Raw genomic sequence first — 24935 nt, 5'->3', positions numbered from 1 at the left:
CGTAGCCTGATCCCCATGGACGACCGGCCCGGCGGCATCCGCGGCCTCGGACGAGCCCTCGCCTCCACGGCGAGGGCTCGCGCCGAGCGCCGCGGCGCCGAGCCGCGTCGCACGTCGGATGCGCAGGTCGGGCGCCTGCGCGTGTCGTGGACGCTGCTCGTCGTCGCGAGCCTCGTCGTCGTCGGCGCCTTCACGCTCGCGCCGTCGATCGGCCTGCTGCTCGAGCAGCGGCAGACGATCGCCGACCTGCAGCAGCAGGTCGCCGACCAGCAGGAGTCGGTCGACGACCTGGGCGACCAGGTCGCGCAGTGGGACGACCCCGCGTACATCGAGGCGCAGGCGCGCGACCGCCTCTTCTACGTCTACCCGGGCGAGACCGCCTACGTCGTCATCGACGACCGCGGCCCCGCCGAGTCCGTCGAGCAGGCGCCGGCGTTCACGACCGACCTCGTCGAGTCCCAGGGCGACTGGGTGCAGGCGGGCATCGCGTCGGTCGTGCTCGCGGGCCTCACCGACGCCGACGCCGACGACCTCTCGTCGGGCGCGCCGCTCGACGCGCGCTGATCGGCGCACCCCCCTCTTGGAGCACCCAGTGATCGAGCACGCCACCGAGGCCGACATCCAGGCGATGACCGAGCAGCTCGGCAGGCCCGTGCGCGACGTCGTCGGCGTCTCCGCGCGCTGCGGATGCGGGCAGCCCGCGGTCGTCGTCACGAAGCCGCGACTCGCGAACGGCACGCCGTTCCCCACGTTCCACTACCTGACGCATCCCGACGCGACGATCGCGATGTCGCGCCTCGAGGCGGGCGGCGCCATGGTCGAGCTGCAGGAGCGGCTCGCCGACCCCGAGGTCGCCGCCGCCTACCAGCGGGCGCACGAGGCGTTCCTCGCCGAGCGCGCCGAGCACGGCGACGTGCCCGAGATCGAGGGCATCAGCGCCGGCGGCATGCCCACGCGCGTCAAGTGCCTCCACGCGCTCCTCGCCCACAGCCTCGCTGCGGGTCCGGGCGTGAACCCCATCGGCGACGCCGCGCTCGCGATGAGCGACTGGCAGCCCGAGACCTGCACGTGCAGCCGGCCCACGGCGACGCCCGAGGCGGATGCGGTAGAGGGCGGGTCCTGACCCGCATCCGAGCGGGGGTACCATCGAAGGTGCTGTCGCACACCCCACACGAGCAGAGAGCCCATTCATCGTGACCACTCGCATCCTCATCGTCGGCGGTGGCTACGCCGGCTTCTACACCGCGCTCGGCCTCGAGAAGATCCTCGGCCGCGGCGAGGCCGAGGTGACCGTCGTCGACCCGCTGCCGTACATGACGTACCAGCCCTTCCTCCCCGAGGTCGCGGCCGGCAGCATCGAGGCCCGCCACGCAGTGGTCTCGCTGCGCAAGCACCTCAAGCGCAGCGCCGTCATCACGGCCCGCGTCACCGCGATCGACCACACGGCGAAGACCGCGACGGTCTCGCCCGAGGACGGCGAGCCCTTCGACCTCGAGTACGACGAGCTCGTGCTCACCGCCGGCGCCGTCTCGCGCACCTTCCCGATCCCCGGCGTCGCCGACGTCGCGATCGGCATGAAGACGATCGAGGAGGCCGCCGCCGTGCGCGACCGCCTCATCGCGAACTTCGCCCGCGCGTCCGTGCTGCCCGAGGGCGCCGAGCGCACCCGCCTGCTGACCGTCACGGTCGTCGGTGGCGGCTTCGCCGGCATCGAGGTCTTCGCCGAGCTGCGCTCGCTCGCGACGAGCCTCGTCGAGCTGTACCCGTCGATCGTCATGGACGACATCCACTTCCACCTCATCGAGGCGATGGGCCGCATCATGCCCGAGGTCAGCCTCGAGACGGCGAAGAAGGTCATCGCGCAGCTCGAGGCGCGCGACGCGCACGTGCACCTCGACACGCAGCTGAAGTCGGCCGTCGACGGCGTCATCGAGCTCTCGACGGGCGACACGTTCGAGTCCGACCTCATCATCTGGACGGCGGGCGTCATGGCCAACCCGATGGTGCGCAAGACGGGCCTGCCGCTCGACGAGCGCGGTCGCGTCTCGGCGAACACGCGTCTGCAGGTCGTCGACGGCGACGAGGTCGTGCCGAACGCCTGGACGGCAGGCGACGTCTCGGCCGTGCCCGACGTCTCGAAGACCCCCGGCCCCGGCGGCTTCTGCGTGCCCAACGCGCAGCACGCCGTGCGCCAGGGCAAGCTGCTCGCGAAGAACGTCGCCGCGTCGCTGCGCGACGAGGCGCCGCGCGAGTACATCCACGCGAACCTCGGCGCGGTCGCGGGCCTCGGCCTCGGCCAGGGCGCGTTCCAGAAGGGCAAGATCGGCTTCACCGGTCCGCTCGCCTGGATGGCGCACCGCGGCTACCACGGTCTCGCGATGCCGATGTGGGAGCGCAAGCTGCGCGTCTTCGGCGACTGGATGGGCGGCTTCGTCCTCGGTCGCGACGACGTGCAGCTCGCGATGCGCGAGACGCCGCGCGAGGTCTTCGAGGAGTTCGCCTCGCGACCGAAGCCCGCGGCCGACGCGGTCGAGGCGCCGAAGGCGGCTCCGGTCGCCGAGCCCGCCACCGCCGGCGAGCAGAAGGTCGCGGCCGAGGCCGCCGACGAGAAGGCCGAGTCGAAGGCCTGATCCGCTCCTGACGACGAGGGCCGGCACCGTGATGGTGCCGGCCCTTCGTCGTGCCGCGTCCGCTCAGCGCCGCTGCTCGGCGAGGAACGAGGCGACGATCGGCAGGTAGCCGGGCGCGAGCTGCGCCCGGCGGTCGACGCCCTCGATCGGCTCGGCCACGAACAGGCCGTGGTCGGCGTCCGGCAGCACGGCGGCGCCGGAGCTCGCGTTCGGCGGCAGCAGCCGGGAGTAGCCCTCGATGCTCGCGCGCACCGGGATGATCGGGTCGGCGGCGCCGAGCAGCACGAGCATCGGGCAGCGCACGTACGGCAGCACGTCGGCCGGATCGAAGTCGAGCATGCCGCGCAGGAACCGCAGCGACGGCGCGTCGTCGTAGGGGTGGAGGGTCGCCGCGTACCAGGGCTCGCGCGCGTGGGTCCGCTGCACCGCGAGGACGTCGGCGATCGGCACGTCGCTCGTGACGAGCCGAGCGCGCTCGTCGACCCACGCCATCGCGGTCTCGAGGCGATGCCCCTCGAACCCCTCGCGTCGCAGCGCGCGCTCGAGCCGGTCCCGCTCCTGCGCGGCGGGCGTCGTCGCAGGCGTGGACTGCACGATGACGAAGTCGACCGCCGACGGCTCCAGCATGGCGGCGAGCATCGCGACCCAACCGCCCTGGCTCACGCCGTAGAGCCCGACGGGCTGGTTGGCGGTCGCGGGGCGGCCGCGCAGCGTGCGCACGGCGTCGAGCGTCTCGCGAGCGCGATCGTGGAGGGTCTGCGCCATCCAGTCGCCGGGGGAGCCGCCGCAGCCGGGCTTGTCGTGTCGCAGCACGACGGCGCCGGCGTCGGCGAGCCAGATCGGCCGCCCACCCCACGCGTTGCGATCGCCGTCGCCCGAGCCGTCCACGAGCACGAGCCCGGGCAGCGGCGTGCCATCGGGCACGCGCAGGATCCCGTGCAGGTCGCCCATCTCGGTGGGTACGACCGTGTGGACCTCCTGGGCGTCGTCGACGACGCTCGCGCTGGCGAGCATGATAGGGACGCTATCAGCACCGCCTGCCCGCTCCCAGCGGCCGGTCGGCACCGTCCCCCGGCGCGATGCGCACCCGTCAGCCGCGGCCGCCGCCCGAGCCGGGCGCGACCTCGTCGGGCGTGACGCCGCCCTCCGCCTGCTGCACGAGCGACAACGGCGACGTGACGTCCTCGAGCGATCTGCCCGCCGCGCTGACGCCGAAGATGCCGCAGATCACGCCGCCGGCGATCATGACGCACGACCCCAGCACGTAGCCCCAGAACAGCGGCTCGCGATCGGTGCCGTCGCCGATGAGCGCGCCGTACAGCGCGGGCGCGGCGGCGCCGACGAGCTGGCCGATCGAGAACACGTACGAGATGACCTGGCTGCGCAGCTCGAGCGGGAAGATCTCCGACACCGTGAGGTAGGCGGCGGATGCCCCGGCCGACGCGAAGAAGAACGAGGCGCACCAGAGGATCGTGTGCGTCGTCGCATCGAGCGTGCCCGCGCGGAACAGGAACGCCGACACGAGCAGGATCAGGCCCGCGAGCACGTACGTGCCGAACAGCATCCGCCGACGCCCCCAGGTGTCGAAGAGCCGACCGAGCACGAGCGCGCCGGTGAGGTTGCCGACCGCGAAGGCGATGAAGTACTGCGACGCGGTCGCGGGCGGGGTGTCGTAGAAGTTCTCGAGCACGAGCGCGTACGTGAAGAAGATCGCGTTGTAGAGGAACGACTGCGTCACCATCATCGTCACGCCCACGAAGGTGCGCCTCGGATACTCGCGGAACAGCACCTTCGCGATCGTCAGGAAGGGCACGCGCCCGATCTCGCGCACCGTGATGGCCTTCGACTCGTCGACGGGCGGGATCTCCTTGCCCTCGGCGCGGATGCGCTCCTCGATGTCGTCGACGCCGCGCTCGGCCTCCTCCTCGCGCCCGTGGGTCATCTGCCAGCGCGGGCTCTCGGGGATGTGGCGGCGCAGGTAGATGAGCGCGAGGCCCAGCAGGGGGCCGATGAAGAACGACAGGCGCCAGCCGAGGTCCTGGTCGAAGTACTCCGTGTTGAGGAAGAGCGACGACGCGACGGCGCCGAGCGCCGCACCGCCCCAGTACGTGCCGTTGATGGCGATGTCGACGCGACCGCGGTACCTCGCCGGGATGATCTCGTCGATCGCCGAGTTGATGGCCGCGTACTCGCCGCCGATGCCGGCGCCCGCCACGAAGCGCCACAGGTAGAAGAACCACGGCGCGAACGAGAGCCCGGCGATCGCGGAGCCCAGCAGGTAGACGGCCAGCGAGACGAGGAAGAGGTTCTTGCGGCCGAGTCGGTCGGCGAGCCTGCCGAAGAAGAGCGCGCCGAACACCTGTCCCAGCAGGTAGAAGGTGCCCGCGAGGCCGACCTGCGCCGCATCCATGCCGAGCGTCTGCGCGTAGCCGTTCGCGGCGACGATCTGCACCTCGAGGCCGTCGAGGATCCATGAGAACCCGAGGCCGACCACGATCATCCAATGGAATCGCGACCATGGCAGCCGGTCCATCCTGGCCGGCACCAGCGATCGGTGCTCCTTCGGCTTCGCAGTCGTCGACGACATCGTCTCCCCGTCCACTCGGCGGGCGTCGCCGAGCAGCGGCGTCCGCAGACGTTCCTACCCGTCGGGCGAGGATGCCGTCGCGGGCGTTGACCGAACGCGCGTCGAGGAGTACAGGGGCTCAGCCGTCGGCGGCCTCGAGGCCCGCGACCATCGCCTCGACCGCTGCGAGCGCGCCGTGCAGCCGCTCGGGGCCGAGCGGTCCGAGATGACGCGCCGCGGAGAGCAGGCCGAGCGTCGTGCTCGACAGGGCGAGCGCGAGGTCGTCGGGGTCGATCGTGGCCGTCATGCGCCCCGATGCCTGCAGGTCTCGGATCCAGGCGGCGACGGCGTCCATCCGCGCCCGGTAGCGGCCGTCGCGCACCCGCGCGAGCCGCGCGCCGAGCACGTCCGCGTCGTCGAGGAACGCGGCGGACATGAGCGCGTCGCCGAGCAGCACCTCGGCGCCCACGCGATAGGCGGCGGCGAGGCTCGGCGGAGCGTCGCCGAGCCGCGCGGCGCTCGCCTGTCGCATGCGCTGCATGCCGCGCTCGAGGAGCGCGTCGAGCAGCGCATCCTTGCCCGCGACCTCCCGGTAGATGGCGCCCTTCGCGATGCCGACGTCCTCGGCGATCGACGCGACGGAGACCGCGTCGAACCCTCGCTCGAGGATGGCGCGCTCGGCGGCGTCGAGGATGCGCTCGCGCCGGTCGGGGATGCGCGGGCGGGGCATCAGGCGACTCGCTCGACGAACGCGAGCATCGCGGGATGCACGAGGTCGGGTCGATCCCGCTGGATCCAGTGCCCGCCGTCGTCGACGACCAGCAGCGTCGCGTCGGGGATGCGCGCGGCCGCCGTGCGGGCGTGCTCGACGGCGACGCCGACGTCGTGGGTGCCGTGCACGAGCAGCGCGGGCACGGCGAGGCTCGCGAGCAGCGGGGTGTGGTCGGTGCGCTGCCGCGTCGGGAGCACCTCGGAGCGCTGGAACGCCGAGGTGATGCGCAGGCTCGTGCCCTGCACCCCCTCGGCGACCGCGTCGGCGACGAGCGCGTCGGTGACGTTCGCGGGCGTGCGCACGATCTGCGCGATGCTGCGCCGCATGCGGCGCTCATCGCGCGCGTACCAGCGGAACAGCCCGTCGATCGGGCCGGTGCGCGTCATGGCCCACATGAGCAGCTGGGTGGGCAGCGCGAGCGGGCCGGTGCGCAGCCGCGGCATGATGCCGTAGCTGCCGAGCGCCATGACGCCGCGCAGACCCGCGGGCCGCTCGAGCGCGTAGCCGAGCGCGATGCCGCCGCCGAGCGACAGGCCGCCGACGACGTGCTCGTCGAGGTCGAGCGCCTCCACGACGTCGGCCGTGTGACGGACGAGGCTCGCGAGCGAGCCGTCGAGGTCGGAGGGCGGGCTCGCGCCGAAGCCCGGGAGCTCGGGTGCGACGACGCGGCATCCGGCCGCAGCGAGCGCGGCGCCCGTCTGCGCCCACGAGAGCGTGGCGTTGTCGTAGCCGGCCCCGTGCAGCAGCACGACCGTGGTGCGCGGCTCGCCATCGGGCAGCCACTCGAGGGCCGACACCCAGCCGTGCGGCAGGGCGATCCGGCGTCGGGTCGGCATGGATCCTCCTGTAGTGACCAAGGTCGCATCGTCGGTCACTACGATGGCAGCGCGGGCACGCGACGCGCCAGGGAGCGCACGCGAGTGCGGGCGTAGGGTCGCAGCGTGCTCGACCTCGCCTCCGCATCGTCCTTCGACGCCGCCGCGCACTGGCCCTCGATGGACGCAGCGACGCGCGAGCTCGACGCCCCGCTCGCCGCCCTGTCGCTGCCGGCGCTCGCCGCAAACGCGGCCGACCTCGTGCGCCGCGCATCCGGCGTGCCCATCCGCGTCGCGTCGAAGTCGGTGCGCTGCCGAGCCGTGCTCGACGCCGTGCTCGCGCAGCCGGGGTGGCACGGCATCCTGGCCTACACCCTGCCCGAGGCGCTGTGGCTCGCCCAGACGTGCGACGACGTCGTCGTGGGCTACCCGAGCGTCGATCGTGCGGCGATCGTTACGCTCGCCGCATCCGAGGCGCTCGCGCAGCGCGTCACGATCATGGTCGACGACCCCGCGCAGCTCGACCTCGTCGACGCCGTCGCGTCGCCGAGCGCACGGGCGACGATCCGCGTCGCGATCGAGCTCGATGCGTCGTGGCGCGGCCCGCTCGGCCACGTCGGACCCCGCCGCTCGCCCGTGCACGCCGCCGCCGATCTCGAGGCGCTCGCCCGCGTCGTCGTCGACCGGCCGGGCTTCGACCTCGTCGGGCTCATGGCCTACGAGGGTCAGATCGCCGGCGTGGGGGATGCGGGCAGTCGGCTCGTGCGGGCGATGCAGCGTGCGTCCGCCGCCGAGCTCGCCGAGCGCCGAGCCGACGCCGTCGCACGCGTGCGCGCCGTCGCAGCCCTCGAGTTCGTGAACGGCGGCGGCACGGGCTCGCTCGAGCGCACGAGCGCCGAGCCCGCCGTCACCGAGGTCGCCGCCGGATCCGGGCTGTTCGGCCCGGGCCTCTTCGACGGCTACCGCGGCTTCCAGCCCGCGCCCGCGCTCGCATTCGCGCTGCCCGTCGTGCGGCGCCCGACCGCCGACGTCGCCACGCTGCAGTCGGGCGGCTGGATCGCATCCGGCCCCGTCGGCGTCGACCGGCAGCCGACGATCGCGTGGCCCGAGGGTCTGCGGACGCTCGCCCGCGAGGGCTTCGGCGAGGTGCAGACGCCCGTGCAGGGCGCTGCCGCGCGCGACCTGCGGGTGGGGGACCGCGTGTGGCTGCGGCACGCGAAGGCCGGTGAGGTGGCCGAGCACGTGGATGCGCTGCACGTCGTCGAGCGCGGCGCCGTCGTCGACGCCGTGCCCACGTATCGCGGCGAGGACCGCACGTTCCGGTGAGGCTCGCGTGACGTGGCGCAACTGGGGCCGGTCGCAGCGTGCGACGCCCACGGCCGTGCTCGCGCCGGCCGACGCCGACGAGATCGCCGGCATCGTGCGCTCGGCGCACGAGCGCGGCGAGCGCGTGAAGGCCGTCGGCGCCGGCCACTCGTTCTCGGCCGTCGCGGTCGCGCCGGGCATCCAGCTCGACCTCGCGAGCCTCACGGGGCTCCTCGCGATCGATGCGACGACGCGCGAGGCGACGTTCGCAGCCGGCACGCCGCTGCACGCGGTGGGCGACCTGCTCGCGCCGCACGGCCTCGCGCTCGAGTCGATGGGCGACATCGACCGCCAGACGATCGCCGGTGCGGTGGCGACGGGCACGCACGGCACGGGCCTCGCGTTCGGCTCCATCGGCTCGACCATCACGGCTGCGACGCTCGTGACGGGCACGGGCGACGTGCTGCGCGTGAGCGCGACCGAGCATCCCGACCTGCTGCCCGCCGTGCGGCTCGGCGTCGGCGCGCTCGGCGTGCTCGTCGACGTCACGCTGCGGTGCGCCCCCGCGTTCACGCTCCACGCGGTCGAGCGCGTCGAGCCGCTGGATGCGGTGCTGGATGCCTGGCGCGAGCGGGCGGGCGGCGCCGACCACGTCGAGTGGTACTGGTTCCACGGCACCGACGCCGCCATCACCATGACGCGCACGCGCGGGCCCGCCGACGCCCCACCCATCGGGCCCGGCCGCATCCGTCGGCTCGCCGAGCGGGAGCTGCTCGCCAACGGTGCGTGGGCTGCCCTGTGCGGCGCCGCGTCGGCGGTGCCCGCGCTCGCACCGAGCATCGCCCGCGCGGCATCGACGCAGTTCGCCGGACCCGAGGTGCGCGACCGCTCCGACCGCGTCTTCGTCGCGCCCCGCCGCGTGCGATTCCGCGAGATGGAGTACGGCATGCCGCTCGATGCCGTGCCGAGCGCCTTCCGCGCGATGCGCGCCCTCGTCGAGCGTCGTGGCTGGCGCATCACCTTCCCCGTCGAGGTGCGCGCCGTCGCCGCCGACGACGCCCTGCTGTCGACGGCGCACGGCCGCGAGACGGGCTACGTGGCCGTGCATCGCTACTGGCGGGAGGATCCGCGCGCGCACTTCGCCGAGGTCGAGCGCATCATGCTCGACCACGACGGCCGCCCGCACTGGGGCAAGCTGCACACGCAGACCGCCGCCGACCTCGAGCCGCGGCTGCCGACGCTCGCGGACTTCCGCGCCGTCCGCGATCGACTCGACCCCGATCGCACGTTCGACAACCCGTACCTGCGCCGCACGATCGGCTGACGCGACGCCGGTAGCGTGGGAGCCATGCCGCTCGACCCCATCGTGCTCGCCATCGTCGCAGCCGTCGCCGTCATCGTGCTCGCCATCGTCGTCTGGCAGGTGGTGGCCGTGCGACGGGTCTCGAAGGCGCGGGACACGATCGTCGACGCACGCGCGCGCCTCGCGACGGCGCGCGCGGCCGTGGAGGAGTCGAAGGCCGCAGGCGATGCCGCCGACGTCGCCGAGTCGAACGACTGGGTGCAGGAGGAGCGCCGCGCCGTCAATGCGGCGACGCGCGAGGGGGAGGCACTGCGCAAGCGCTTCCCGACGTCGCTCTACGCCGGGCGCATCCCCGCGCCCGAGTACGAGGAGGCGGGCGGCGGCACCGCCGAGCCGCCGCGCATCGCCTTCTAGCCCGACGGGCTCGCCGTCAGCGCCGTGCGCACGTCGGCGGCCCACGTGCCCGGCCCCGTCACGGCGACGGCGTCGAGCCCCTGCCACGCGGCCGCCTCGTGCACGCGCGGCGCGATCCGTGCCGCGAGCTCGCCCGCGCGATCCGCGAACGCCGGCTCCACGTGCGCGTGCTGCACGCGCAGCACGCCCGCGCGCCGATCGCTCTTGAGGTCCATGCGGCCCACGATCTCGTCGCCCACGACGACCGGCAGCACGTAGTAGCCGTGCTCGCGCTCCTCGGGCGGCGTGTAGATCGAGATCCGGTAGTGGAAGTCGAACATGCGCAGCGCGCGCGGGCGATGCCATGCGATGGGGTCGAACGGCGACAGCAGCGCAGTCGCATCCATGCTGCGCGGGATGCGCTGGGCCGTGTGCAGGTAGGCGGGCGCACCCCATCCGTCGACCGTCACGGGCAGCAGCTCCCCGGCGTCGACGAGGGACTCGATCGCGCGCCTCGCATCGGCGAGGTAGGCGAGCCGATGGTAGTCGCGCAGGTCGTCGACCGTGCCGACGCCGAGCGCGACCGCGGCTCGCCGCACGAGCTCGACCGTCGCCTCCTCCTCGGGCACGACGTGCTGCAGCGACGCGGGCAGCGCGCGCTCGGCGACGTCGTACACGCGCTCGAATCGCCTGCGGCCCAGCACGACGAGCTCGCCGGCGCGGAACATCGCGTGCACCGCGTGGTACGCGTCGCCGCGGTCCCACCAGCCGCCGGTGCCACGCACGTTCGCCGGATGCTCGAGCTCGCCGACGGTCGACGGGCCGCGGTCGCGGATGATGGCGTGCAGCTCGGCGACGAGCGTCGCGTGCGCGTCGAACCATGCCGCGTGCTTCGCGCGGAACCGGTCGGCGCGGAAGCGCAGCAGCGGCACGTCGTCGACCGGCACGATCGCCGCCTCGTGCGCCCACAGCTCCGTCGTGCGCCCGAGCACGCGTGGTCGGCGGTCGTGCGTCACGAGCCGATCGAGCAGCGCGCGGTCGTAGGCACCGAGGCGCGCGAGCATCGGCAGGTAGTGGCTGCGCTCGAAGACGTTGACGGTGTCGAGCTGCAGCAGCCCGAGGCGCGCGAACGCGCCCGAGAGCTGTCGCGTGCCGACGACCGGTGGGGGAGCGCCGAAGCCCTGGGCCGCGAATGCGATCCGCCGTGCCTCCGCCGCCGACAGCCGTGCTCGAGCCATGCATCCGACCCTACGGCGACCCTCCGACGCGCATGCGCGCGAGGTCGGGCGACGATCGGCACACGCCGCGAGGAACCGCGGCGCGTCCCCATCGCGCGCGCACAGCGGACGCATGTGCCGAACAGGGCACGCGCGTCGCTAGGCTCGTGGGCCATGAGGCTGTTCGGCGGGCGCGATCGACGGGTCGCCGAGCCGCGCCCGGTCGCCGACTCGCGCGAGGTCGCCGAGGCCGTGCCGCCCGCGCTGCGCATCGCCGGCGCGTGGTCGTGGCGGCTGCTCGTCGTCGCCGGCGCGCTCGCTGCGGTCTTCTTCCTCGTCGCCCAGCTGCGCATCATCGTCATCCCGCTCATGGTGGCCGCGCTGCTCACGGCGCTCACGATCCCGCTCGTCGAGTGGCTGCAGCGCCGCCGCTGGCCGCGCGGCCTCGCCGTCGCGGTCGCCATCGTGCTGCTGCTGTCGGCCGTCACCGCGCTGTTCTGGCTCGCCGTCGCACAGATCCGCGACGGCTACCCCGACCTGCAGCGGCGCGCGATCGACTCGTACGACGGTCTGCGACAGTTCCTGCTCGAGTCGCCGCTGCACCTCACCGAGGCCGACATCTCGCGGTACACCGACACGCTCGTGCAGGCGATCCAGCAGGACACGCAGCAGATCCTGTCGGGCGCCCTGTCGGTCGGCTCGTCGCTCGGCCATCTCGTCGTCGGCCTGCTGCTCACGATCTTCGCCACGATCTTCCTGCTCTTCGACGGCGCCCGCATCTGGCGCTGGATCGTCGGCATCTTCCCGCGCCGAGCCCGCCCCGCCGTCGACGGCAGCGGCCGCGCCGGCTGGGTGACGCTCGGCAACTTCGTGCGGGTGCAGCTCGTCGTCGCCGCGATCGACGCGATCGGCATCGGCCTCGGCGCCTTCATCCTCGGCCTCTTCTACGGCGGCATGCCGCTCGTCGTGCCCATCGCCGTGCTCGTCTTCCTCGGCTCGTTCATCCCGGTCGTCGGCGCCGTGACGACCGGCGCGATCGCCGTGCTCGTCGCGCTCATCGCGCTCGGCCCCATCCCGGCGATCATCATGCTCGGCATCGTGCTGCTCGTGCAGCAGATCGAGGGGCACGTGCTGCAGCCGTTCATCATGGGCACGGCCGTGAAGGTGCATCCGCTGGCCGTCGTGCTCGCCGTCGCCGGCGGCTCGATCGTCGCCGGCATCCCCGGCGCGCTGTTCGCCGTGCCGGTCGTCGCGTTCCTGAACGTGGCGATCAAGACCGTCGCCACGGGCTCGTGGCGCACGAATCCTCGCCCGGACGGGCTCACGGAGGTCCCGGTCGCATGACCTCGCTCGACGCCCTGGGCACGATCCCCGGCCCCACGCTCGCGGAGTTCCGCGAGGCCCAGCGCACGGTCGCAGCGGTGATCCAGCGCACGCCCGTCGAGCTCTCGCGGCACCTGTCGGGGATGCTCGGCTCGACCGTGCACCTCAAGTGCGAGAACCTGCAGCGCACCGGCGCCTACAAGCTCCGCGGCGCCTACAACATGCTCTCGAAGCTCACCGCCGAGCAGCGCGAGCGCGGCGTCGTCGCCGCATCGGCGGGCAACCATGCGCAGGGCGTCGCGTTCGCCGCGTCGCAGCTGGGCATCCAGTCCACCATCTTCATGCCCATGGGCGCCGCGCTGCCGAAGGTGCAGGCGACGCGCGACTACGGCGCACGCATCGAGCTGCGCGGCCTCGACTTCCAGACGGCGCTGCAGGCGGCCATCGCGCACGTCGCCGAGACCGGCGCGACGTTCGTGCCCCCGTACGACCACCACGACATCATCGCCGGCCAGGGCACGGTCGGCCTCGAGATCCTCGACGAGCAGCCCGACGTCGAGACGATCCTCGTGCCGATCGGCGGCGGTGGCCTCGCGGCCGGCGTCGCGTCGGCCGCGAAGCAGCGCGCCGCGGAGCTCGGCCGTGAGATCCGCATCGTCGGCGTGCAGGCGAGCGCCGCAGCCGCCTACCCGCCCTCGCTCGAGGCCGGCGCTCCCACGACGATCCAGACGTTCCCCACGATCGCCGACGGCATCGCCGTCGCCCGCCCCGGCGAGCTGCCGTTCGAGATCATCCGCGCCTGCGTCGACGAGGTGGTGACGGTCACCGACGACGACATCGCCCGCGCCATCATCGCCCTGCTCGAGCGCGCGAAGCTCGTCGCCGAGCCCGCCGGTGCCGTGACGACCGCCGCGATCATGACGGGTGCCGTGCGGGATGCGGGATCGACCGTCGCGATCCTCTCGGGCGGCAACGTCGACCCCATGGTGCTCGAGCGCGTCATCGGCCGCGGCCTCGTCGCGTCGCAGCGCTACCTGCGCATCCGCATGGACCTGCCCGACCGTCCCGGGCAGCTCGCGATCATCGCGCAGATCCTGTCCGACGAGCAGGCGAACGTCGTCGAGGTGCTGCACACGCGGCACAACGAGTGGACGCAGATCAACGCCGTCGCGATCGAGCTGTCGGTCACGACGCGCGGCCCCGACCACGCGCAGCGACTGCTCGAGGCGCTGCGTCGCGCCGGCTACGAGCCGCACGAGGTCTGACCCGCAGATCGACGAAGGGCCGCCCGCGATGCGGGCGGCCCTTCGTGCTGCTGCGTGCGCTGCCGGTCGGCGTCAGGCGCTGCGGTACGTCTCGACGTCGAGGATCTCGACGGCGATCTCCTTGCCGCTCGGCGCCGTGTAGGTCGTCGACTCGCCGATCTTGAGGCCGAGCACGGCCGCGCCGATGGGGCTCGACTCCGAGTACACGTCGAGGTCGTCGCCGGTCTCGTGGATCTCGCGGTTGCCCACGAGGAACGTCTGCTTCGCGCCCGCGATCGTCGCCTTCACGACGGTGCCGGGCTCGACGACGCCGTTGGCTGCGGGCGCCTCGCCGACCTTGGCCGTGCGCAGCAGGTGCGTGACCTGCGCGATGCGCGCCTCGATCTGCGCCTGGTCGTCCTTGGCGGCGTGGTAGCCGCCGTTCTCCTTGAGGTCGCCCTCGTCGCGAGCCTCCTCGATGCGCTTCGCGATCTCGACGCGCACGGGCCCCGTCAGGTTGTCGAGCTCGGCCTGGAGGCGGTCGTACGCCTCCTGCGTGAGCCAGGTCTCCGTCGTGTCGGGCATGAGGTCTCCTGATATGCGGGAAGCCGGCCCGAGCGGACCGGCAGTGCCCGCGAGCCTAGCGCAGCCAGCAGCGGTAGACCAATCCGCCGATGGCCTCGTCGGCCGTGCGCACGACCACGCTCTGGGGCGTCGTCCACTGCTCCGACGGCTCGACGTCGAGCTCGACCCAGCCCACCGTCGAGTGGTGGCGATCGAAGGCGTTCACGGCGCAGCGCACGGGCGTGCCTGGCTCCACCGTGACGGTGAAGTCGATCTGGATCGAGCGCTCGTCGATGCGCGTCGAGCCGGTGTCCTGCGTGTCGATCGTGCCGCGCGGGTCGGCGAGGCCGCCCCAGATCACCCACGCGAGCATGACGACGACGATGCCCGCGGCGACCGAGATGCCGATGATCCGGTCACGCCGCCGCCGCTCGGGCGTGCGTCCGTAGCGGGCGGCGAGGTCGGTCATGTCGGCGGTTCCGTGGGAGGATCGAAGGGTCCCGAAGACCAGCCTACTTGCGACCGGAGGAGCCATGCGCCGCCTGCTGAGCGTGCACGCGCATCCCGACGACGAGTCGAGCAAGGGCGCGGGCACCGTCGCGAGGTACGTCGCCGAGGGCGCGCAGGTCACGGTCGTCAGCTGCACCGGCGGCGAGTCGGGCGACATCCTCAACGAGTCCTTCGTCGACACCGTGCATGCCGCGCGCGACATGGCGGGTCTGCGCCGCGTCGAGATGCGTCGCGCGCAGGAGGCGCTCGGGGTCGACCACCTCTGGCTCGGCTACCTCGACTCGGGCCTGCCCGACGAGGGCGAGCCCGTGCGGCCGCTGTCGTTCGCGACGATCCCGATCGAGGTCTCGGGCCGCGTGCTCGCGCGCGTCATCCGTCGTCTCCGACCGCAGGTCGTCGTGACGTACGACGAGCGCGGCGGCTACCCGCACCCCGACCACATCCGCTGCCACGAGATCACGATGTGGGCCGTCGAGCACGCCGCGCGCGACGAGGATCCCGAGCTCGGCGCGCCGTGGTCGGTGTCCAAGGTCTACTACGACCGCATGTCGTCGTCCGACAAGGTCTCGGCCTTCCTCGCCGACTACGAGCTGCACGACCCGCACTCCGACCGCATCGAGGGCATCCGCGAGATGGCGGAGTGGATGAAGGGGCGCACGCCGCGCATCACCACGCGCGTCGACGTCAGCGACCACCTCGACGCCCGCGATGCCGCGCTGCGCGCGCACGCGAGCCAGGTCGCGCCCGACACGCCCTACTTCTTCTGGCCGCACGACGTGGTCCGCCGTGCGTGGCCCACCGAGGACTTCGAGCTCGTGCGCTCGAGCGTCGGTGAGCAGCTGCCCGAGACCGACCTGTTCGCAGGGATCGACGAGGAGTGACCCCGATGCTCGCCATGCTCGCGCAGAGCGCCCCCGCGTACGACCCCGAGTCGGTGACGCCGGGCGTCATCGGCTTCGCGGCCACGGCCGTCGTCGCGATCGCGGTCTGCTTCCTGCTCTTCGACATGAACCGCCGCGTGCGCCGCCTCAAGTACCGCGAGGAGGTGCGTGCCGAGATCGCCGCGGAGCAGACGGCTGCGGCCGACGGCACGCCCGTGGATGCCGCCGCGGAGCCGACCGCGACCGACACGGCGGGCGGTGCCGCGACGCCCACGGCCGAGCCGGGCGACCAGCGGCGCTGAGCGTCGCCGGGCTCGATCAGAGCACGTGCACCGCGGTGGCTCGCCACCGGTCGTCGAGGCCTTCCAGGCGCATCGCGACCGCACGCGTGCGGCCTGGGGAGCGCACGATCGCCGTCGCCTCGACGATGCCGTCGGCGGGATGCGTCACGACGAGCGGCCCGATCTCGTAGTGCGCGCGCACCGGCTGCTGCCTGCGCAGCGCTCGCGTGCGCCGCGCGGCGATCGACCGGCGGGCGAGGTGCAGGTAGGTGTCCTCGGTGACCCAGCGGGCGACCTGCTCGACCTCGCGGGTGCCGAGCAGCACCTCGATGACGCACCGCGTGAGGTTGTCGACGAGGGGCGTCGGGTCGGGCAGGTCCATGGTGGAGCACGGCTGGTAGTCGAAGTACTCGTCGACCTCGGCGGTCGACATCCTCGCGCGTGCCATGGCCCTGTGCTCCTGTCCCGATGCGTGGCGGCAACGGTAGACCGGTGGGTGCTCGCTGGGAATGGGCAGAACTCCCCATCTGTGGAGAACGTCGACCTGTGGCATGCGGTGCGGCTGTGGACAGCGTGCGGGCGTCGCTCCCTCGTCGGGCTAGCGTCGGCGCGTGCGCTTCGACGACCTGTTCGACGACCTCGAGAGCCAGCTCGAGGCCGAGCTGGGTGCGCACGAGCGCGACACGCTCGCCGAGGAGGAGCGCTTCCGCGTCGGCAGGCTCGAGCTGCATGAGCGGCTGCGCGCGGCACCGAGGTCGCTCGACCTGCGACTGCGCTCGGGGGAGCGGCTGCGCATCGAGCGGCTCGCGATCGGCAAGGACTGGCTGAGCGGCACCATCCGTGACGGCGCCGCCGACGGCGCGGGCTGCATCGTGCCGATGCGCTCGATCGCGGGCGTGCGGCTCGACGAGGATGCGGTCGTGCGGTCCCTCGAGGCGGAGGAGCCACGAGCGGGCGGCCAGCCGTCGCTCGCGGCGCGCCTGAGCCTCGGCTTCGCCCTGCGCGATCTCTCGCGACGCCGCGCTCCCGTCGAGCTCCGCTGCCCAGCGCCGCTGCCCGGCACGATCGACCGCGTCGCGCGCGACCATCTCGACCTCGCGATCCACGAGCCCGGCACGTCGCGGCATCCGCGGCACGTCGTGGGCGTCGAGCTCGTGCCCTTCGCGGCGATCGACTGGGTGCGGCTGCCGTAGCGGCCGGGCCCCGCGCGCCGCGGACTCAGCGGCGCTTGAAGTGGCCGAAGAGATCGGCGATCGACGCCGTCTGCGACTCCTGCCACAGCGCGCCGCGACGCTGCGCCTCGTACTGCTCGTCGATCCACGACTGCAGCACCGCGAGCTCGATCCGCCAGCCGCCGGCCACCCGGATGCCAGGCAGCGAGCCGGAGTCGACGAGGTCGACGACCTCTCGCGGCTCGACGCCCAGCACCTCGGCGGCGTCTGCCGCGCTGAGGAAGCGTCGCTCGTTCACGGGGTCCATGATGCTCTCGGTCGCCGTGAGCGCGATCCCTGCCTGTGGAGAGTCGGTCTCCTGTGGAGAGCGGGGGCCGCCGCCGCGCGGCATCTGGCACGGTACCTGCACGCACCCGGCCGGGTGCCCCCGATTCCCAGGAGGTTCGGATGCGACGCGCGTGGCTCGACCCCAGGCTCGCGATCGGCGCCGTGCTCGTCGTCGTGTCGATCGTCGGCGTGTGGCTCGTGATCCAGTCGACCAGCCGATCCACGACGGTGTGGGTCGCGAGCGACACCCTGCTGCCGGGCGACGTGATCGGCGCCGGCGACGTCGAGGCCGTCGAGCTGCGGATGGAGGGCGCGACGGATGCGTACCTCGCGGGCGAGGCGACGCCCGAGGGCCTCGTCGTCGTGTCGCCGGTCGGTGCGGGGGAGGCGCTGCCCCTCACGGCGCTGGGCGACGCCGACTCCGTCGACCTCGCGACCGTGGTGCTCGCGCTCGACGGCGGCATCGCCTCGACGGTCGTCGAGGGCAGCGTCGTCGACGTGTGGGCCGCGCCGCCGGGCGAGCAGGGCTCGTTCGAGGCGGCCACGGTGCTCGTGGGCGACGCGATCGTCGTCGGCCTCCTGGCCGACGAGGGCATCATCGCCGACGACGCCGTGCGCCTCGAGGTGCTCGTGCCGCGCGAGGACGTCGCAGGCGTGCTCGACGCCGTCGCCAACGCCCACGCGGTGCACGTCGTGCCCGTGGCGACCCCGGTGGCGCCGTGACCGTCTTCGCGATCTCGGCGCCGCTCGAGCGGGAGGATGCGCTCGCCGACCTCGCGCAGCGGCACGGCCACCGCATCGCGGTGCGTGCGGCACGGGCGAGCGAGCTCGTGCAGCGCCTCGCGCACGTCGAGGTCGATGCCGTGCTCGTCTCGCCCGACGAGCCGCATCTCGACGCCGAGCTCGTGCGGGTCTGCGACGCCGCGGGCGTGCGCGTCGTCGCGGTCGTCGACGACGCGGCGCAGGCGGGCAGGGCTCGCGCGCTCGGCGTCGAGTCGGTGCGCTTCGCCGACGGGTTCCCGGCGATCGAATGGGCGATCGTCACGCCGACGGCCGCCCGCGAGCAGCGTCCCCGCGGTCGCGTGCTCGCCGTCTGGGGTCCCGCAGGGGCTCCTGGGCGGACGACGGCGGCGATCGGCCTCGCGACGGAGCTCGCCGCCCGCGGGCAGCGCGTCGCGATCGTCGACGCCGACAGCCACGCCGCATCCGTCGCCCCCGCGCTGGGCCTGCTCGACGAGGCGCCGGGCTTCGCCGCCGCCGCGCGCCTCGTGCGCACGGGCAGCCTCACGGTCGACGAGCTCGACCGCGTGGCGCAGACGGTCGAGTCGTCGGTGGGCGCCCTGCGCGTGCTCACGGGCATCACGCGCGCGGGCCGCTGGCCCGAGCTCGCGGCCGATCGCGTCGCGGGGGTGCTGGAGGCGTGCCGCGACTGGGTGGACTGGACGGTCGTCGACGTCGCTGCGAGCCTCGAGCGCGACGAGGAGATCTCGAGCGACGTCTTCGGCCCGCGCCGCAACGCCGCGACCATCGCCGCGTTGCGTGCCGCCGACCGCGTCGTGGCGCTCGCCGGCGGCGACCCGGTCGGCATGATGCGGCTGCTGCGCGCTTATCCCGACCTCGTCGACGTCGTGCCGTCGGATCGCGTCGCCGTCGTCGTGAACAAGGTGCGCACGGGTGCGTCGGGCCTCGCACCCGAGACGGGCGTCGCGCAGACGCTGCAGCGCTTCGGCGGCATCGCGCCTGCAGCGCAGTGGCCGCTCGACCAGGGCGCTGCCGATGCGGCGCTGCTGTCGGCGAGGCCGCTCGTCGACGTCGCGGGTCGCTCGCGGCTGCGCAGGGCGATGCAGGCGACCGCGCTCACGCTGCTGCCCGCCGAGCCGACGCGCGCGGCGGCGCGTGCCGCGTCCCGAGCGACGCGCAGGAGAGGCCTGCGGATCGCACTACGCTGACGGGGGTGACCACCCTCGCGACGCTCGTCGAGCAGCACGCCCTCGCCGATGCTCCGGACGTGCCCTGGTTCCACCGACTCGTGGGGGACTGGCAGCTCATCGCCGACCTCGCGTTCGCCGACGTCGTGCTCTGGCTCCCCACCGAGGGCCCCGATGGCTTCATCGCGCTCTCGCACGCGAGGCCGTCCTCGTCGGGCACGCTGTTCTACCGCGACTTCATCGGCCAGCCGGTGCGCAACGCGTGGCGCGGGCAGGTCGACGACGCGTTCTCGTCGCACCGCATCGTCGAGGGCACGCATCCCGAGCCCGGCACGGACGGCGACACGCGCGTGCGCGCCGTGCCCGTCGCGCGCCGCGTCGGCGGCGATCTCGAGACGGTCGCGGTCATCACGACCCACTCCAACGTCGCCGAGCGCACGCCGAGCCGTCAGGAGCTCACCTTCAAGCAGTGCGCCGACGACCTGCTGCGCATGATGACGGTCGGCGACTACCCCGACGAGTCGGCGCCCACGGGCCCGCGCCGCGGCGCGCCCCGCGCCTCCGACGGCCTCATCCGCCTCGACAGCGCAGGCAACGTGACGTTCGCGAGCCCGAACGCCCTCTCGGCGTTCGTGCGCCTCGGCTTCCGCGAGGAGCTCGAGGGGCGGTCGCTCGCCGAGGTGACGACCGAGCTCATCGACGAGTCGCACGACGTCGACGAGACGCTGCCGCTCGTCGTCACCGGCCGCGCGCCGTGGCGCACCGACATCGAGACGCATGCCGTGACGATCTCGCTGCGCGCCGTGCCGCTGCGCCGGGGCGGCGACCGCATCGGTGCGATCGTGCTCGCGCGCGACGTCACCGAGCTGCGGCACCAGGAGCAGTCGCTCATCACGAAGGATGCGACGATCCGCGAGATCCACCACCGCGTGAAGAACAACCTGCAGACCGTCGCGGCGCTGCTGCGCATCCAGGCGCGCCGCACGCACTCCGACGAGGCGCAGCAGGCGCTCGTGAACGCCGAGCGACGCGTCGCGTCGATCGCGGTCGTGCACGACACCCTGTCGGAGGGGCTGAGCCAGTCGGTCGACTTCGACGCCGTCTTCGATCGCACGCTCAAGCTCACGAGCGAGGTCGCGTCGATCCACAACGCCACCGTGCGCACCGAGCGGCGCGGGTCGTTCGGCGTGCTGCCGTCGGCCTACGCGACGCCGCTCGCCCTCGCGCTCACGGAGCTCGTGACGAACGCCGTCGAGCACGGCCTCGAGGGTCGGCGCGACGGGCTCGTGCGCATCAACGCCGACCGGGACGACGACACGCTCACCGTGCGGGTCTGCGACAACGGATCGGGTCTGCCCGCGGGACGCGTCGGCTCGGGCCTGGGCACGCAGATCGTGAAGACGCTCATCACGGGCGAGCTCTCGGGCGCGATCGACTGGGGCCAGCGCGTCGACCAGGGCACCGAGGTCACGATCTCGGTGCCGCTGCGGTTCCTCGACCGCGACTAGTCGCCACGAGCGGGGGACGCGCGGCGCGCGTCGCGGTCGACGACTGTGCGCGTGCCGGCGCCGGACGCGACGACGGGCCGACCCCCGTAGGGGTCGACCCGTCGGTCGTGGGAACCTCGCGTCAGCTGGCGCGGCGGGCGCGGGCGGCGCGGCGCTTGAGGGCGCGACGCTCGTCCTCGCTCAGACCGCCCCACACACCCGAGTCCTGGTTGGTCTCGAGGGCGTACTGGAGGCACTGCTCCGTCACGGGGCAGCGCGCGCAGACGGTCTTGGCCTTCTCGATCTGATCGATCGCAGGACCCGTGTTGCCGATCGGGAAGAACAGCTCCGGGTCGACCGTCAGGCATGCGGCGTCATCGCGCCAATCCATAGAGGCACTCCTTGTAATGTGGTGAGAGGTAGAACTCGTGCAACGAGTGCACGACAAGACTCAGATGGGGCGGCGTCCTCGCCAGCGACCCAAGGAGCGATTCTCCCACACGGGTCGAAGGCAGGGCAAGAGGTCTGATGGATGCAGCGATGAGCGAACGCCCGAGAGCGGCGGGGATCCTGGCGATCATCGTCTTCCTCGAGGCGGTCGCGGTGCTCGGCGTGGCGATCTGGTCGGTGGTCACGGTGATCGGCGGCGAGGCCCGCGAGGTCACGGCAGGGCTGTTCTGGGGCGCGTGCCTCGTCGGCCTCTCGTTCTTCCTGCTGCAGGCCGGACGGGGCGTGCTCGATGGCCGCTCGTGGTCGCGTGCCGCCGTCGTCGTGTGGCAGGTGCTGCAGCTGGGCATCTCGTTCGGCACGTTCAACGGCGCCGAGGGCCCCGTGCCCCTCGCCCTCGCGATGTTCGTGCCTGCGCTCGCCGCGCTCATCATCGTGTTCCGCAAGCCGACGCGCGAGTGGCTGGCGCGCGAGCGCCAGGAGAAGCTCGACGGCGACGCCGGATGAGCGCGCGCCTCGTCGCGAAGGAGCTCGCGGGCGGCCACGGCCACCGCACCCTCTTCGAGGGTCTCGACCTCACGGTCGCGCCCGGCGACGTCGTGGGCGTCGTCGGCGCGAACGGCGCCGGCAAGTCGACCCTGCTGCGCATCCTCGCCGGCGTCGATGCGCCGCAGGACGGCTCGGTCATGACGGATCCGGCGGATGCGTTCGTCGGCTGGCTGCCGCAGGAGCACGAGCGCGTGCCCGGCGAGACCGTGGCGCAGCACGTCGGGCGGCGCACGGGCTGCGCGCAGGCGACGGCCGAGATGGACGAGGCCGCTGCGGCGCTCGGCGACGCGTCGCCGCGGGCGGACGGCCGCGACCCCAACGACGTCTACGCCGTCGCACTCGATCGATGGCTCGCCTCGGGCGCCGCGGACCTCGACGAGCGGCTGCCCGAGGTGCTCGCCGACCTCGGCCTCGCATCCGGTGCCGGCGTCGGACCCGACTCCCTCATGACGGCGCTGAGCGGTGGGCAGGCGGCGCGCGTGGGCCTCGCGGCGCTGCTGCTGTCGCGCTTCGACGTCGCGCTGCTCGACGAGCCGACGAACGACCTCGACCTCGACGGCCTCGACCGTCTCGAGCGCTTCGTGCAGGAGCAGCGCGGCGGCATCGTGCTCGTGAGCCACGATCGCGAGTTCCTCGCGCGCTGCGTCACGAAGGTGCTCGAGCTCGACGTCGCGCAGTCGACGAATCGCGTCTACGGCGGCGGCTACGACGCGTTCCTCGAGGAGCGGGCGACGGCGCGCAGGCACGCGCGCGAGGCGTACGACGAGTTCGCCGACAAGAAGGCCGACCTCGTCGCGCGGGCGCGCACGCAGCGCGAGTGGTCGAGCCAGGGCGTGCGCAATGCGATGAGGAAGGCGCCCGACAACGACAAGATCCGACGCAAGGCGGCGTCGGAGTCGAGCGAGAAGCAGGCGCAGAAGGTGCGCCAGATGGAGTCGCGCATCGCACGGCTCGACGAGGTCGAGGAGCCGCGCAAGGAGTGGCGGCTCGAGATGTCGATCGCCGCGGCGCCGCGCGGCTCGAGCGTCGTGTCGACGCTCTCGGGTGCCGTCGTGCGACAGGGATCCGGCGACGACGCCTTCGAGCTCGGCCCGCTGTCGCTCGAGGTGCGCGCGGGCGACCGCATCGGCATCACGGGACCGAACGGCGCAGGCAAGTCGACGCTCCTGCGCCTGCTGCTCGGTCGTCGGGAGCCGGATGCGGGCTCGGCGTCGCTCGGCGCGTCCGTCGCGATCGGCGAGATCGACCAGGCGCGCGCCGTGCTCGCCGGGTCGACGCCGCTCGCCGACGCGTTCGAGCGCCAGGTGCCCGACTGGTCGCAGGCCGACGTGCGCACGCTGCTCGCGAAGTTCGGCCTGCGCGCCGACCACGTCGGTCGTCCCGTCGACGAGCTGTCGCCCGGAGAGCGCACCCGTGCCGGCCTGGCGCTGCTGCAGGCGCGCGGCGTCAACGTGCTCGTGCTCGACGAGCCGACGAACCACCTCGACCTGCCGGCGATCGAGCAGCTCGAGCAGGCGCTCGAGTCGTACGCCGGCACGCTGCTGCTCGTGACGCACGACCGCCGCATGCTCGACGCCGTGCACGTCGATCGTCGCTGGCACGTCGAGGCCGGCGCCGTCGCCGAACGGTGATCGGCGCCATGGACCCCGAGCGACGCGCAGAGGCGACGGCGGTGGCGGGTCGCCGCGGCGCCGCGACGATCCGGCCGCGGGTCGTGGCCGACGTGTCGCCGCTCGTCGACCTGCTGTGGGCGCAGCAGCCCGCCACCCGCTACCCGGTGCGCGACTCGCTGCCCTTCCCGGTCGAGGACTTCCTGCACGTGCACGACGCCGCGGCAGCCTGGACGGCGGAGCTGGACGGGCGCGTCGTCGGCCACGCGTGCTGGCTGCGCACGCCGCCGTCGGCAGCCGCCCAGCGCGGCGTCGAGACGAGCACGGGCGCGACGCGCACAGCCGCCGAGGCGTGCGCGTCCGCGCACGGCTGCGACGAGGACGAGCTCGCCTGGGTGTCCGCGCTCTTCGTCGACCCGGCAGCACGCGGGCAGGGGCTCGGTCCGCGACTGCTCGCGACCGTCGTCGACGGCATCCGCGGCGCCGGACTGCGCCCGTGCCTCGAGGTCGTCGACCTCAACCCGGCAGCGCTGCGCCGCTATCGCGCCGACGGGTGGCAGACGGTGCTGCGTGCGACGCCGGACTGGCTGACGGCCGCGACCGACGATCCATCGCTCGGCACGACGACGATGGTGCTGCCGCCTGCAGCGCGCTGAGGCGGCTCAGTCGGTCGCGACGGACGCGAATCCGAGGCGCTTGCGCAGCATCTCGACGTGGTTCTTCGCCTTGGTGTTGTAGAAGGCGTGCTCGATGCGGCCCTCGGCGTCGACGACGAGCGTCGTGCGCCGCACGCCCTGCACGGTCTTGCCGTAGAGCTGCTTCTCGCCGAACGTGTCGTACGCGAGGTGCACCTGCAGGTCCTCGTCGCTGAGCAGCGGGAAGGGGATCGCGTCGCGCTCGGCGAAGCGCGCCAGGCGCTCGACCGAGTCGCGCGAGATGCCCAGCACCGTGAGGTCCTCGGCGGCGAGCGCCTCGATGGAGTCGCGGAAGTCGCACGCCTGCTGCGTGCAGCCCGGCGACATCGCCTCGGGATAGAACCACAGGATCACGCGCTGACCGCGGAGGTCGGACAGCCGCACCTGCGAGCCGTCGTGGGCGGGGAGGACGAAGTCCGGAGCGAGGTCACCGACGGCGAGAGGCATGCGTCCATCATCGTGGTCCGACACGCCCTCCGCGTCGTGCTAGTGTGGTTCCTCGGTTCGCAGTGATGCGCCGAGCACCTCTAGCTCAATTGGCAGAGCAGTTGACTCTTAATCAATTGGTTCCGGGTTCGAGTCCCGGGGGGTGTACCACCGAAGAGCCGTCGCCAGCAGGCGGCGGCTCTTCGCCGTATACGACGGCGATCGAGACGCCCAGGGCGTCAGCGATGCGCCGCAGCTCCTCGGCCTTCCATGCGATCGCGCCGCGCAGGCGCTTGCTCACGTCGCTCTGCCCGAGCCCGAGCACCGCGCCCAGTTCTGCCTGAGTGGCGCGCCCTCGGATGAGGTCGCGAACGCGCCGGCCGATCACGGCATCGAAGTGCGCTGGCTCTGGAGGTGCCAGGGGGAACACGTTGGTCATGGGATGCATCGTATGCCATTCCATGTCATTCGTCCCTAGACGCGCGCTGTG

General features: G+C 73.2%; 29 protein-coding genes and 1 tRNA gene. 18 read left to right on the top strand and 12 right to left on the bottom strand.

Annotated features, from left to right (window positions below; translation table 11 throughout):
- The first annotated feature begins 15 nt into the window (after positions 1 to 15).
- From FS793_RS05515 to FS793_RS05505, 3 genes are all read left to right on the top strand, one after another.
- On the top strand, positions 16 to 564 hold the full coding sequence (locus FS793_RS05515; RefSeq protein WP_144719312.1) for an FtsB family cell division protein: 549 nt from the start codon (positions 16 to 18) through the stop codon (positions 562 to 564).
- Between the two features lie 64 nt (positions 565 to 628).
- The gene (locus FS793_RS05510) at positions 629 to 1123 is read left to right on the top strand and encodes a DUF501 domain-containing protein (protein WP_144719791.1); all 495 of its coding nucleotides are present in this window, start codon (positions 629 to 631) and stop codon (positions 1121 to 1123) included.
- Positions 1124 to 1193: 70 nt separating this feature from the next.
- A complete protein-coding gene (locus FS793_RS05505) occupies positions 1194 to 2630 on the top strand; it encodes an NAD(P)/FAD-dependent oxidoreductase (protein WP_440130443.1) in 1437 nt (478 codons plus the stop codon).
- A 63-nt stretch (positions 2631 to 2693) separates the two neighbouring features.
- Here FS793_RS05505 and FS793_RS05500 read toward each other — a convergent pair whose 3' ends face one another.
- The 4 genes from FS793_RS05500 to FS793_RS05485 form a co-directional block, all read right to left on the bottom strand.
- Positions 2694 to 3644, bottom strand: coding sequence for an alpha/beta hydrolase family protein (locus tag FS793_RS05500; RefSeq protein WP_144719308.1), 951 nt, complete (start codon positions 3642 to 3644; stop codon positions 2694 to 2696).
- Between the two features lie 76 nt (positions 3645 to 3720).
- On the bottom strand, positions 3721 to 5130 hold the full coding sequence (locus tag FS793_RS05495; RefSeq protein ID WP_260980035.1) for an MFS transporter: 1410 nt from the start codon (positions 5128 to 5130) through the stop codon (positions 3721 to 3723).
- Positions 5131 to 5335: 205 nt separating this feature from the next.
- Entirely contained in the window at positions 5336 to 5926 is a 591-nt protein-coding gene (locus FS793_RS05490) for a TetR/AcrR family transcriptional regulator (RefSeq protein ID WP_144719304.1), read from the bottom strand.
- The gene (locus tag FS793_RS05485) at positions 5926 to 6804 is read right to left on the bottom strand and encodes an alpha/beta fold hydrolase (RefSeq protein WP_144719302.1); all 879 of its coding nucleotides are present in this window, start codon (positions 6802 to 6804) and stop codon (positions 5926 to 5928) included. The genes FS793_RS05490 and FS793_RS05485 overlap by 1 nt, the downstream gene beginning before the upstream one ends.
- A gap of 159 nt (positions 6805 to 6963) precedes the next feature.
- Between FS793_RS05485 and FS793_RS05480 the strand changes: the two genes are divergently transcribed.
- Genes FS793_RS05480 through FS793_RS05470 form a run of 3 tightly spaced genes read left to right on the top strand, consistent with a single transcriptional unit; the run spans position 6964 to position 9805 of the window.
- Complete coding sequence (locus FS793_RS05480) at positions 6964 to 8109, top strand: alanine racemase (protein WP_144719790.1); 1146 nt, start codon at positions 6964 to 6966, stop codon at positions 8107 to 8109.
- Between the two features lie 7 nt (positions 8110 to 8116).
- Positions 8117 to 9412 (top strand): D-arabinono-1,4-lactone oxidase, encoded by a 1296-nt coding sequence (locus FS793_RS05475; RefSeq protein ID WP_260980034.1) that lies wholly within the window; start codon positions 8117 to 8119, stop codon positions 9410 to 9412.
- A 24-nt stretch (positions 9413 to 9436) separates the two neighbouring features.
- Positions 9437 to 9805, top strand: a complete 369-nt coding sequence (locus FS793_RS05470) for a hypothetical protein (protein WP_144719300.1) — start codon at positions 9437 to 9439, stop codon at positions 9803 to 9805.
- On the opposite strand, the gene FS793_RS05465 is transcribed toward FS793_RS05470, so the two are convergent.
- Positions 9802 to 11022, bottom strand: a complete 1221-nt coding sequence (locus FS793_RS05465) for a winged helix-turn-helix domain-containing protein (protein WP_144719298.1) — start codon at positions 11020 to 11022, stop codon at positions 9802 to 9804. The two genes, FS793_RS05470 and FS793_RS05465, sit on opposite strands and share 4 nt — an antisense overlap.
- 153 nt (positions 11023 to 11175) lie before the next feature.
- Here FS793_RS05465 and FS793_RS05460 point away from each other — a divergent pair, with 153 nt between their 5' ends.
- Positions 11176 to 12345, top strand: a complete 1170-nt coding sequence (locus FS793_RS05460; protein ID WP_260980033.1) for an AI-2E family transporter — start codon at positions 11176 to 11178, stop codon at positions 12343 to 12345.
- Positions 12342 to 13589: a threonine ammonia-lyase gene (gene ilvA / locus FS793_RS05455; protein ID WP_144719296.1), complete on the top strand. Its 1248-nt coding sequence runs from the start codon at positions 12342 to 12344 to the stop codon at positions 13587 to 13589. The genes FS793_RS05460 and ilvA overlap by 4 nt, the downstream gene beginning before the upstream one ends.
- Positions 13590 to 13661: 72 nt before the next feature.
- On the opposite strand, the gene greA is transcribed toward ilvA, so the two are convergent.
- A complete protein-coding gene (gene greA / locus FS793_RS05450; protein WP_144719294.1) occupies positions 13662 to 14153 on the bottom strand; it encodes a transcription elongation factor GreA in 492 nt (163 codons plus the stop codon).
- A gap of 55 nt (positions 14154 to 14208) precedes the next feature.
- Entirely contained in the window at positions 14209 to 14601 is a 393-nt protein-coding gene (locus FS793_RS05445) for a DUF4307 domain-containing protein (RefSeq protein WP_186329343.1), read from the bottom strand.
- Positions 14602 to 14665: 64 nt separating this feature from the next.
- Between FS793_RS05445 and mca the strand changes: the two genes are divergently transcribed.
- Positions 14666 to 15523 carry a mycothiol conjugate amidase Mca gene (gene mca, locus FS793_RS05440; RefSeq protein ID WP_186329342.1) on the top strand — a complete coding sequence of 286 codons (858 nt, stop codon included), beginning with the start codon at positions 14666 to 14668 and terminating at the stop codon, positions 15521 to 15523.
- Between the two features lie 5 nt (positions 15524 to 15528).
- Positions 15529 to 15825, top strand: a complete 297-nt coding sequence (locus tag FS793_RS05435; protein WP_144719290.1) for a hypothetical protein — start codon at positions 15529 to 15531, stop codon at positions 15823 to 15825.
- A 16-nt stretch (positions 15826 to 15841) separates the two neighbouring features.
- Here the strand turns inward: FS793_RS05435 and FS793_RS05430 are convergent, their stop codons facing one another.
- A complete protein-coding gene (locus FS793_RS05430) occupies positions 15842 to 16252 on the bottom strand; it encodes an Rv3235 family protein (protein WP_144719289.1) in 411 nt (136 codons plus the stop codon).
- A 163-nt stretch (positions 16253 to 16415) separates the two neighbouring features.
- On the opposite strand from FS793_RS05430, the gene FS793_RS05425 reads away from it, so the two are divergent.
- Entirely contained in the window at positions 16416 to 16997 is a 582-nt protein-coding gene (locus tag FS793_RS05425; protein WP_144719287.1) for a hypothetical protein, read from the top strand.
- 25 nt (positions 16998 to 17022) lie between these two features.
- Here the strand turns inward: FS793_RS05425 and FS793_RS05420 are convergent, their stop codons facing one another.
- Positions 17023 to 17274: a helix-turn-helix domain-containing protein gene (locus tag FS793_RS05420; protein ID WP_260980032.1), complete on the bottom strand. Its 252-nt coding sequence runs from the start codon at positions 17272 to 17274 to the stop codon at positions 17023 to 17025.
- 149 nt (positions 17275 to 17423) lie between these two features.
- Between FS793_RS05420 and FS793_RS05415 the strand changes: the two genes are divergently transcribed.
- Genes FS793_RS05415 through FS793_RS05405 form a run of 3 tightly spaced genes read left to right on the top strand, consistent with a single transcriptional unit; the run spans position 17424 to position 20739 of the window.
- Positions 17424 to 18026 (top strand): SAF domain-containing protein, encoded by a 603-nt coding sequence (locus tag FS793_RS05415; RefSeq protein ID WP_144719283.1) that lies wholly within the window; start codon positions 17424 to 17426, stop codon positions 18024 to 18026.
- Entirely contained in the window at positions 18023 to 19252 is a 1230-nt protein-coding gene (locus FS793_RS05410) for an AAA family ATPase (protein ID WP_144719281.1), read from the top strand. The genes FS793_RS05415 and FS793_RS05410 overlap by 4 nt, the downstream gene beginning before the upstream one ends.
- 5 nt (positions 19253 to 19257) lie before the next feature.
- Positions 19258 to 20739, top strand: coding sequence for a sensor histidine kinase (locus FS793_RS05405; protein ID WP_144719279.1), 1482 nt, complete (start codon positions 19258 to 19260; stop codon positions 20737 to 20739).
- Positions 20740 to 20860: 121 nt separating this feature from the next.
- Here the strand turns inward: FS793_RS05405 and FS793_RS05400 are convergent, their stop codons facing one another.
- Positions 20861 to 21109: a WhiB family transcriptional regulator gene (locus FS793_RS05400; RefSeq protein ID WP_092505597.1), complete on the bottom strand. Its 249-nt coding sequence runs from the start codon at positions 21107 to 21109 to the stop codon at positions 20861 to 20863.
- Between the two features lie 149 nt (positions 21110 to 21258).
- Between FS793_RS05400 and FS793_RS05395 the strand changes: the two genes are divergently transcribed.
- Genes FS793_RS05395 through FS793_RS05385 form a run of 3 tightly spaced genes read left to right on the top strand, consistent with a single transcriptional unit; the run spans position 21259 to position 23980 of the window.
- The gene (locus tag FS793_RS05395) at positions 21259 to 21672 is read left to right on the top strand and encodes a hypothetical protein (protein WP_092505599.1); all 414 of its coding nucleotides are present in this window, start codon (positions 21259 to 21261) and stop codon (positions 21670 to 21672) included.
- Positions 21669 to 23345 carry an ABC-F family ATP-binding cassette domain-containing protein gene (locus tag FS793_RS05390; RefSeq protein ID WP_144719278.1) on the top strand — a complete coding sequence of 559 codons (1677 nt, stop codon included), beginning with the start codon at positions 21669 to 21671 and terminating at the stop codon, positions 23343 to 23345. The genes FS793_RS05395 and FS793_RS05390 overlap by 4 nt, the downstream gene beginning before the upstream one ends.
- An 8-nt stretch (positions 23346 to 23353) precedes the next feature.
- A complete protein-coding gene (locus tag FS793_RS05385; protein ID WP_144719276.1) occupies positions 23354 to 23980 on the top strand; it encodes a GNAT family N-acetyltransferase in 627 nt (208 codons plus the stop codon).
- A gap of 6 nt (positions 23981 to 23986) precedes the next feature.
- Here the strand turns inward: FS793_RS05385 and bcp are convergent, their stop codons facing one another.
- The gene (gene bcp, locus FS793_RS05380) at positions 23987 to 24466 is read right to left on the bottom strand and encodes a thioredoxin-dependent thiol peroxidase (protein WP_144719274.1); all 480 of its coding nucleotides are present in this window, start codon (positions 24464 to 24466) and stop codon (positions 23987 to 23989) included.
- Between the two features lie 74 nt (positions 24467 to 24540).
- On the opposite strand from bcp, the gene FS793_RS05375 reads away from it, so the two are divergent.
- Positions 24541 to 24616: transfer RNA gene (locus FS793_RS05375), tRNA-Lys, on the top strand.
- Here the strand turns inward: FS793_RS05375 and FS793_RS16800 are convergent.
- Positions 24579 to 24884 carry a helix-turn-helix domain-containing protein gene (locus FS793_RS16800; protein ID WP_369008503.1) on the bottom strand — a complete coding sequence of 102 codons (306 nt, stop codon included), beginning with the start codon at positions 24882 to 24884 and terminating at the stop codon, positions 24579 to 24581. The two genes, FS793_RS05375 and FS793_RS16800, sit on opposite strands and share 38 nt — an antisense overlap.
- Positions 24885 to 24935 lie beyond the last annotated feature (51 nt).

It is taken from the genome of Agrococcus jejuensis (genome assembly GCF_007679035.1).
GTDB classification, from domain to species: domain Bacteria; phylum Actinomycetota; class Actinomycetes; order Actinomycetales; family Microbacteriaceae; genus Agrococcus; species Agrococcus jejuensis_A.
The sequence above is the reverse complement of the archived record's forward strand: the minus strand, read 5'-3'. Positions and strand labels throughout refer to the sequence as shown.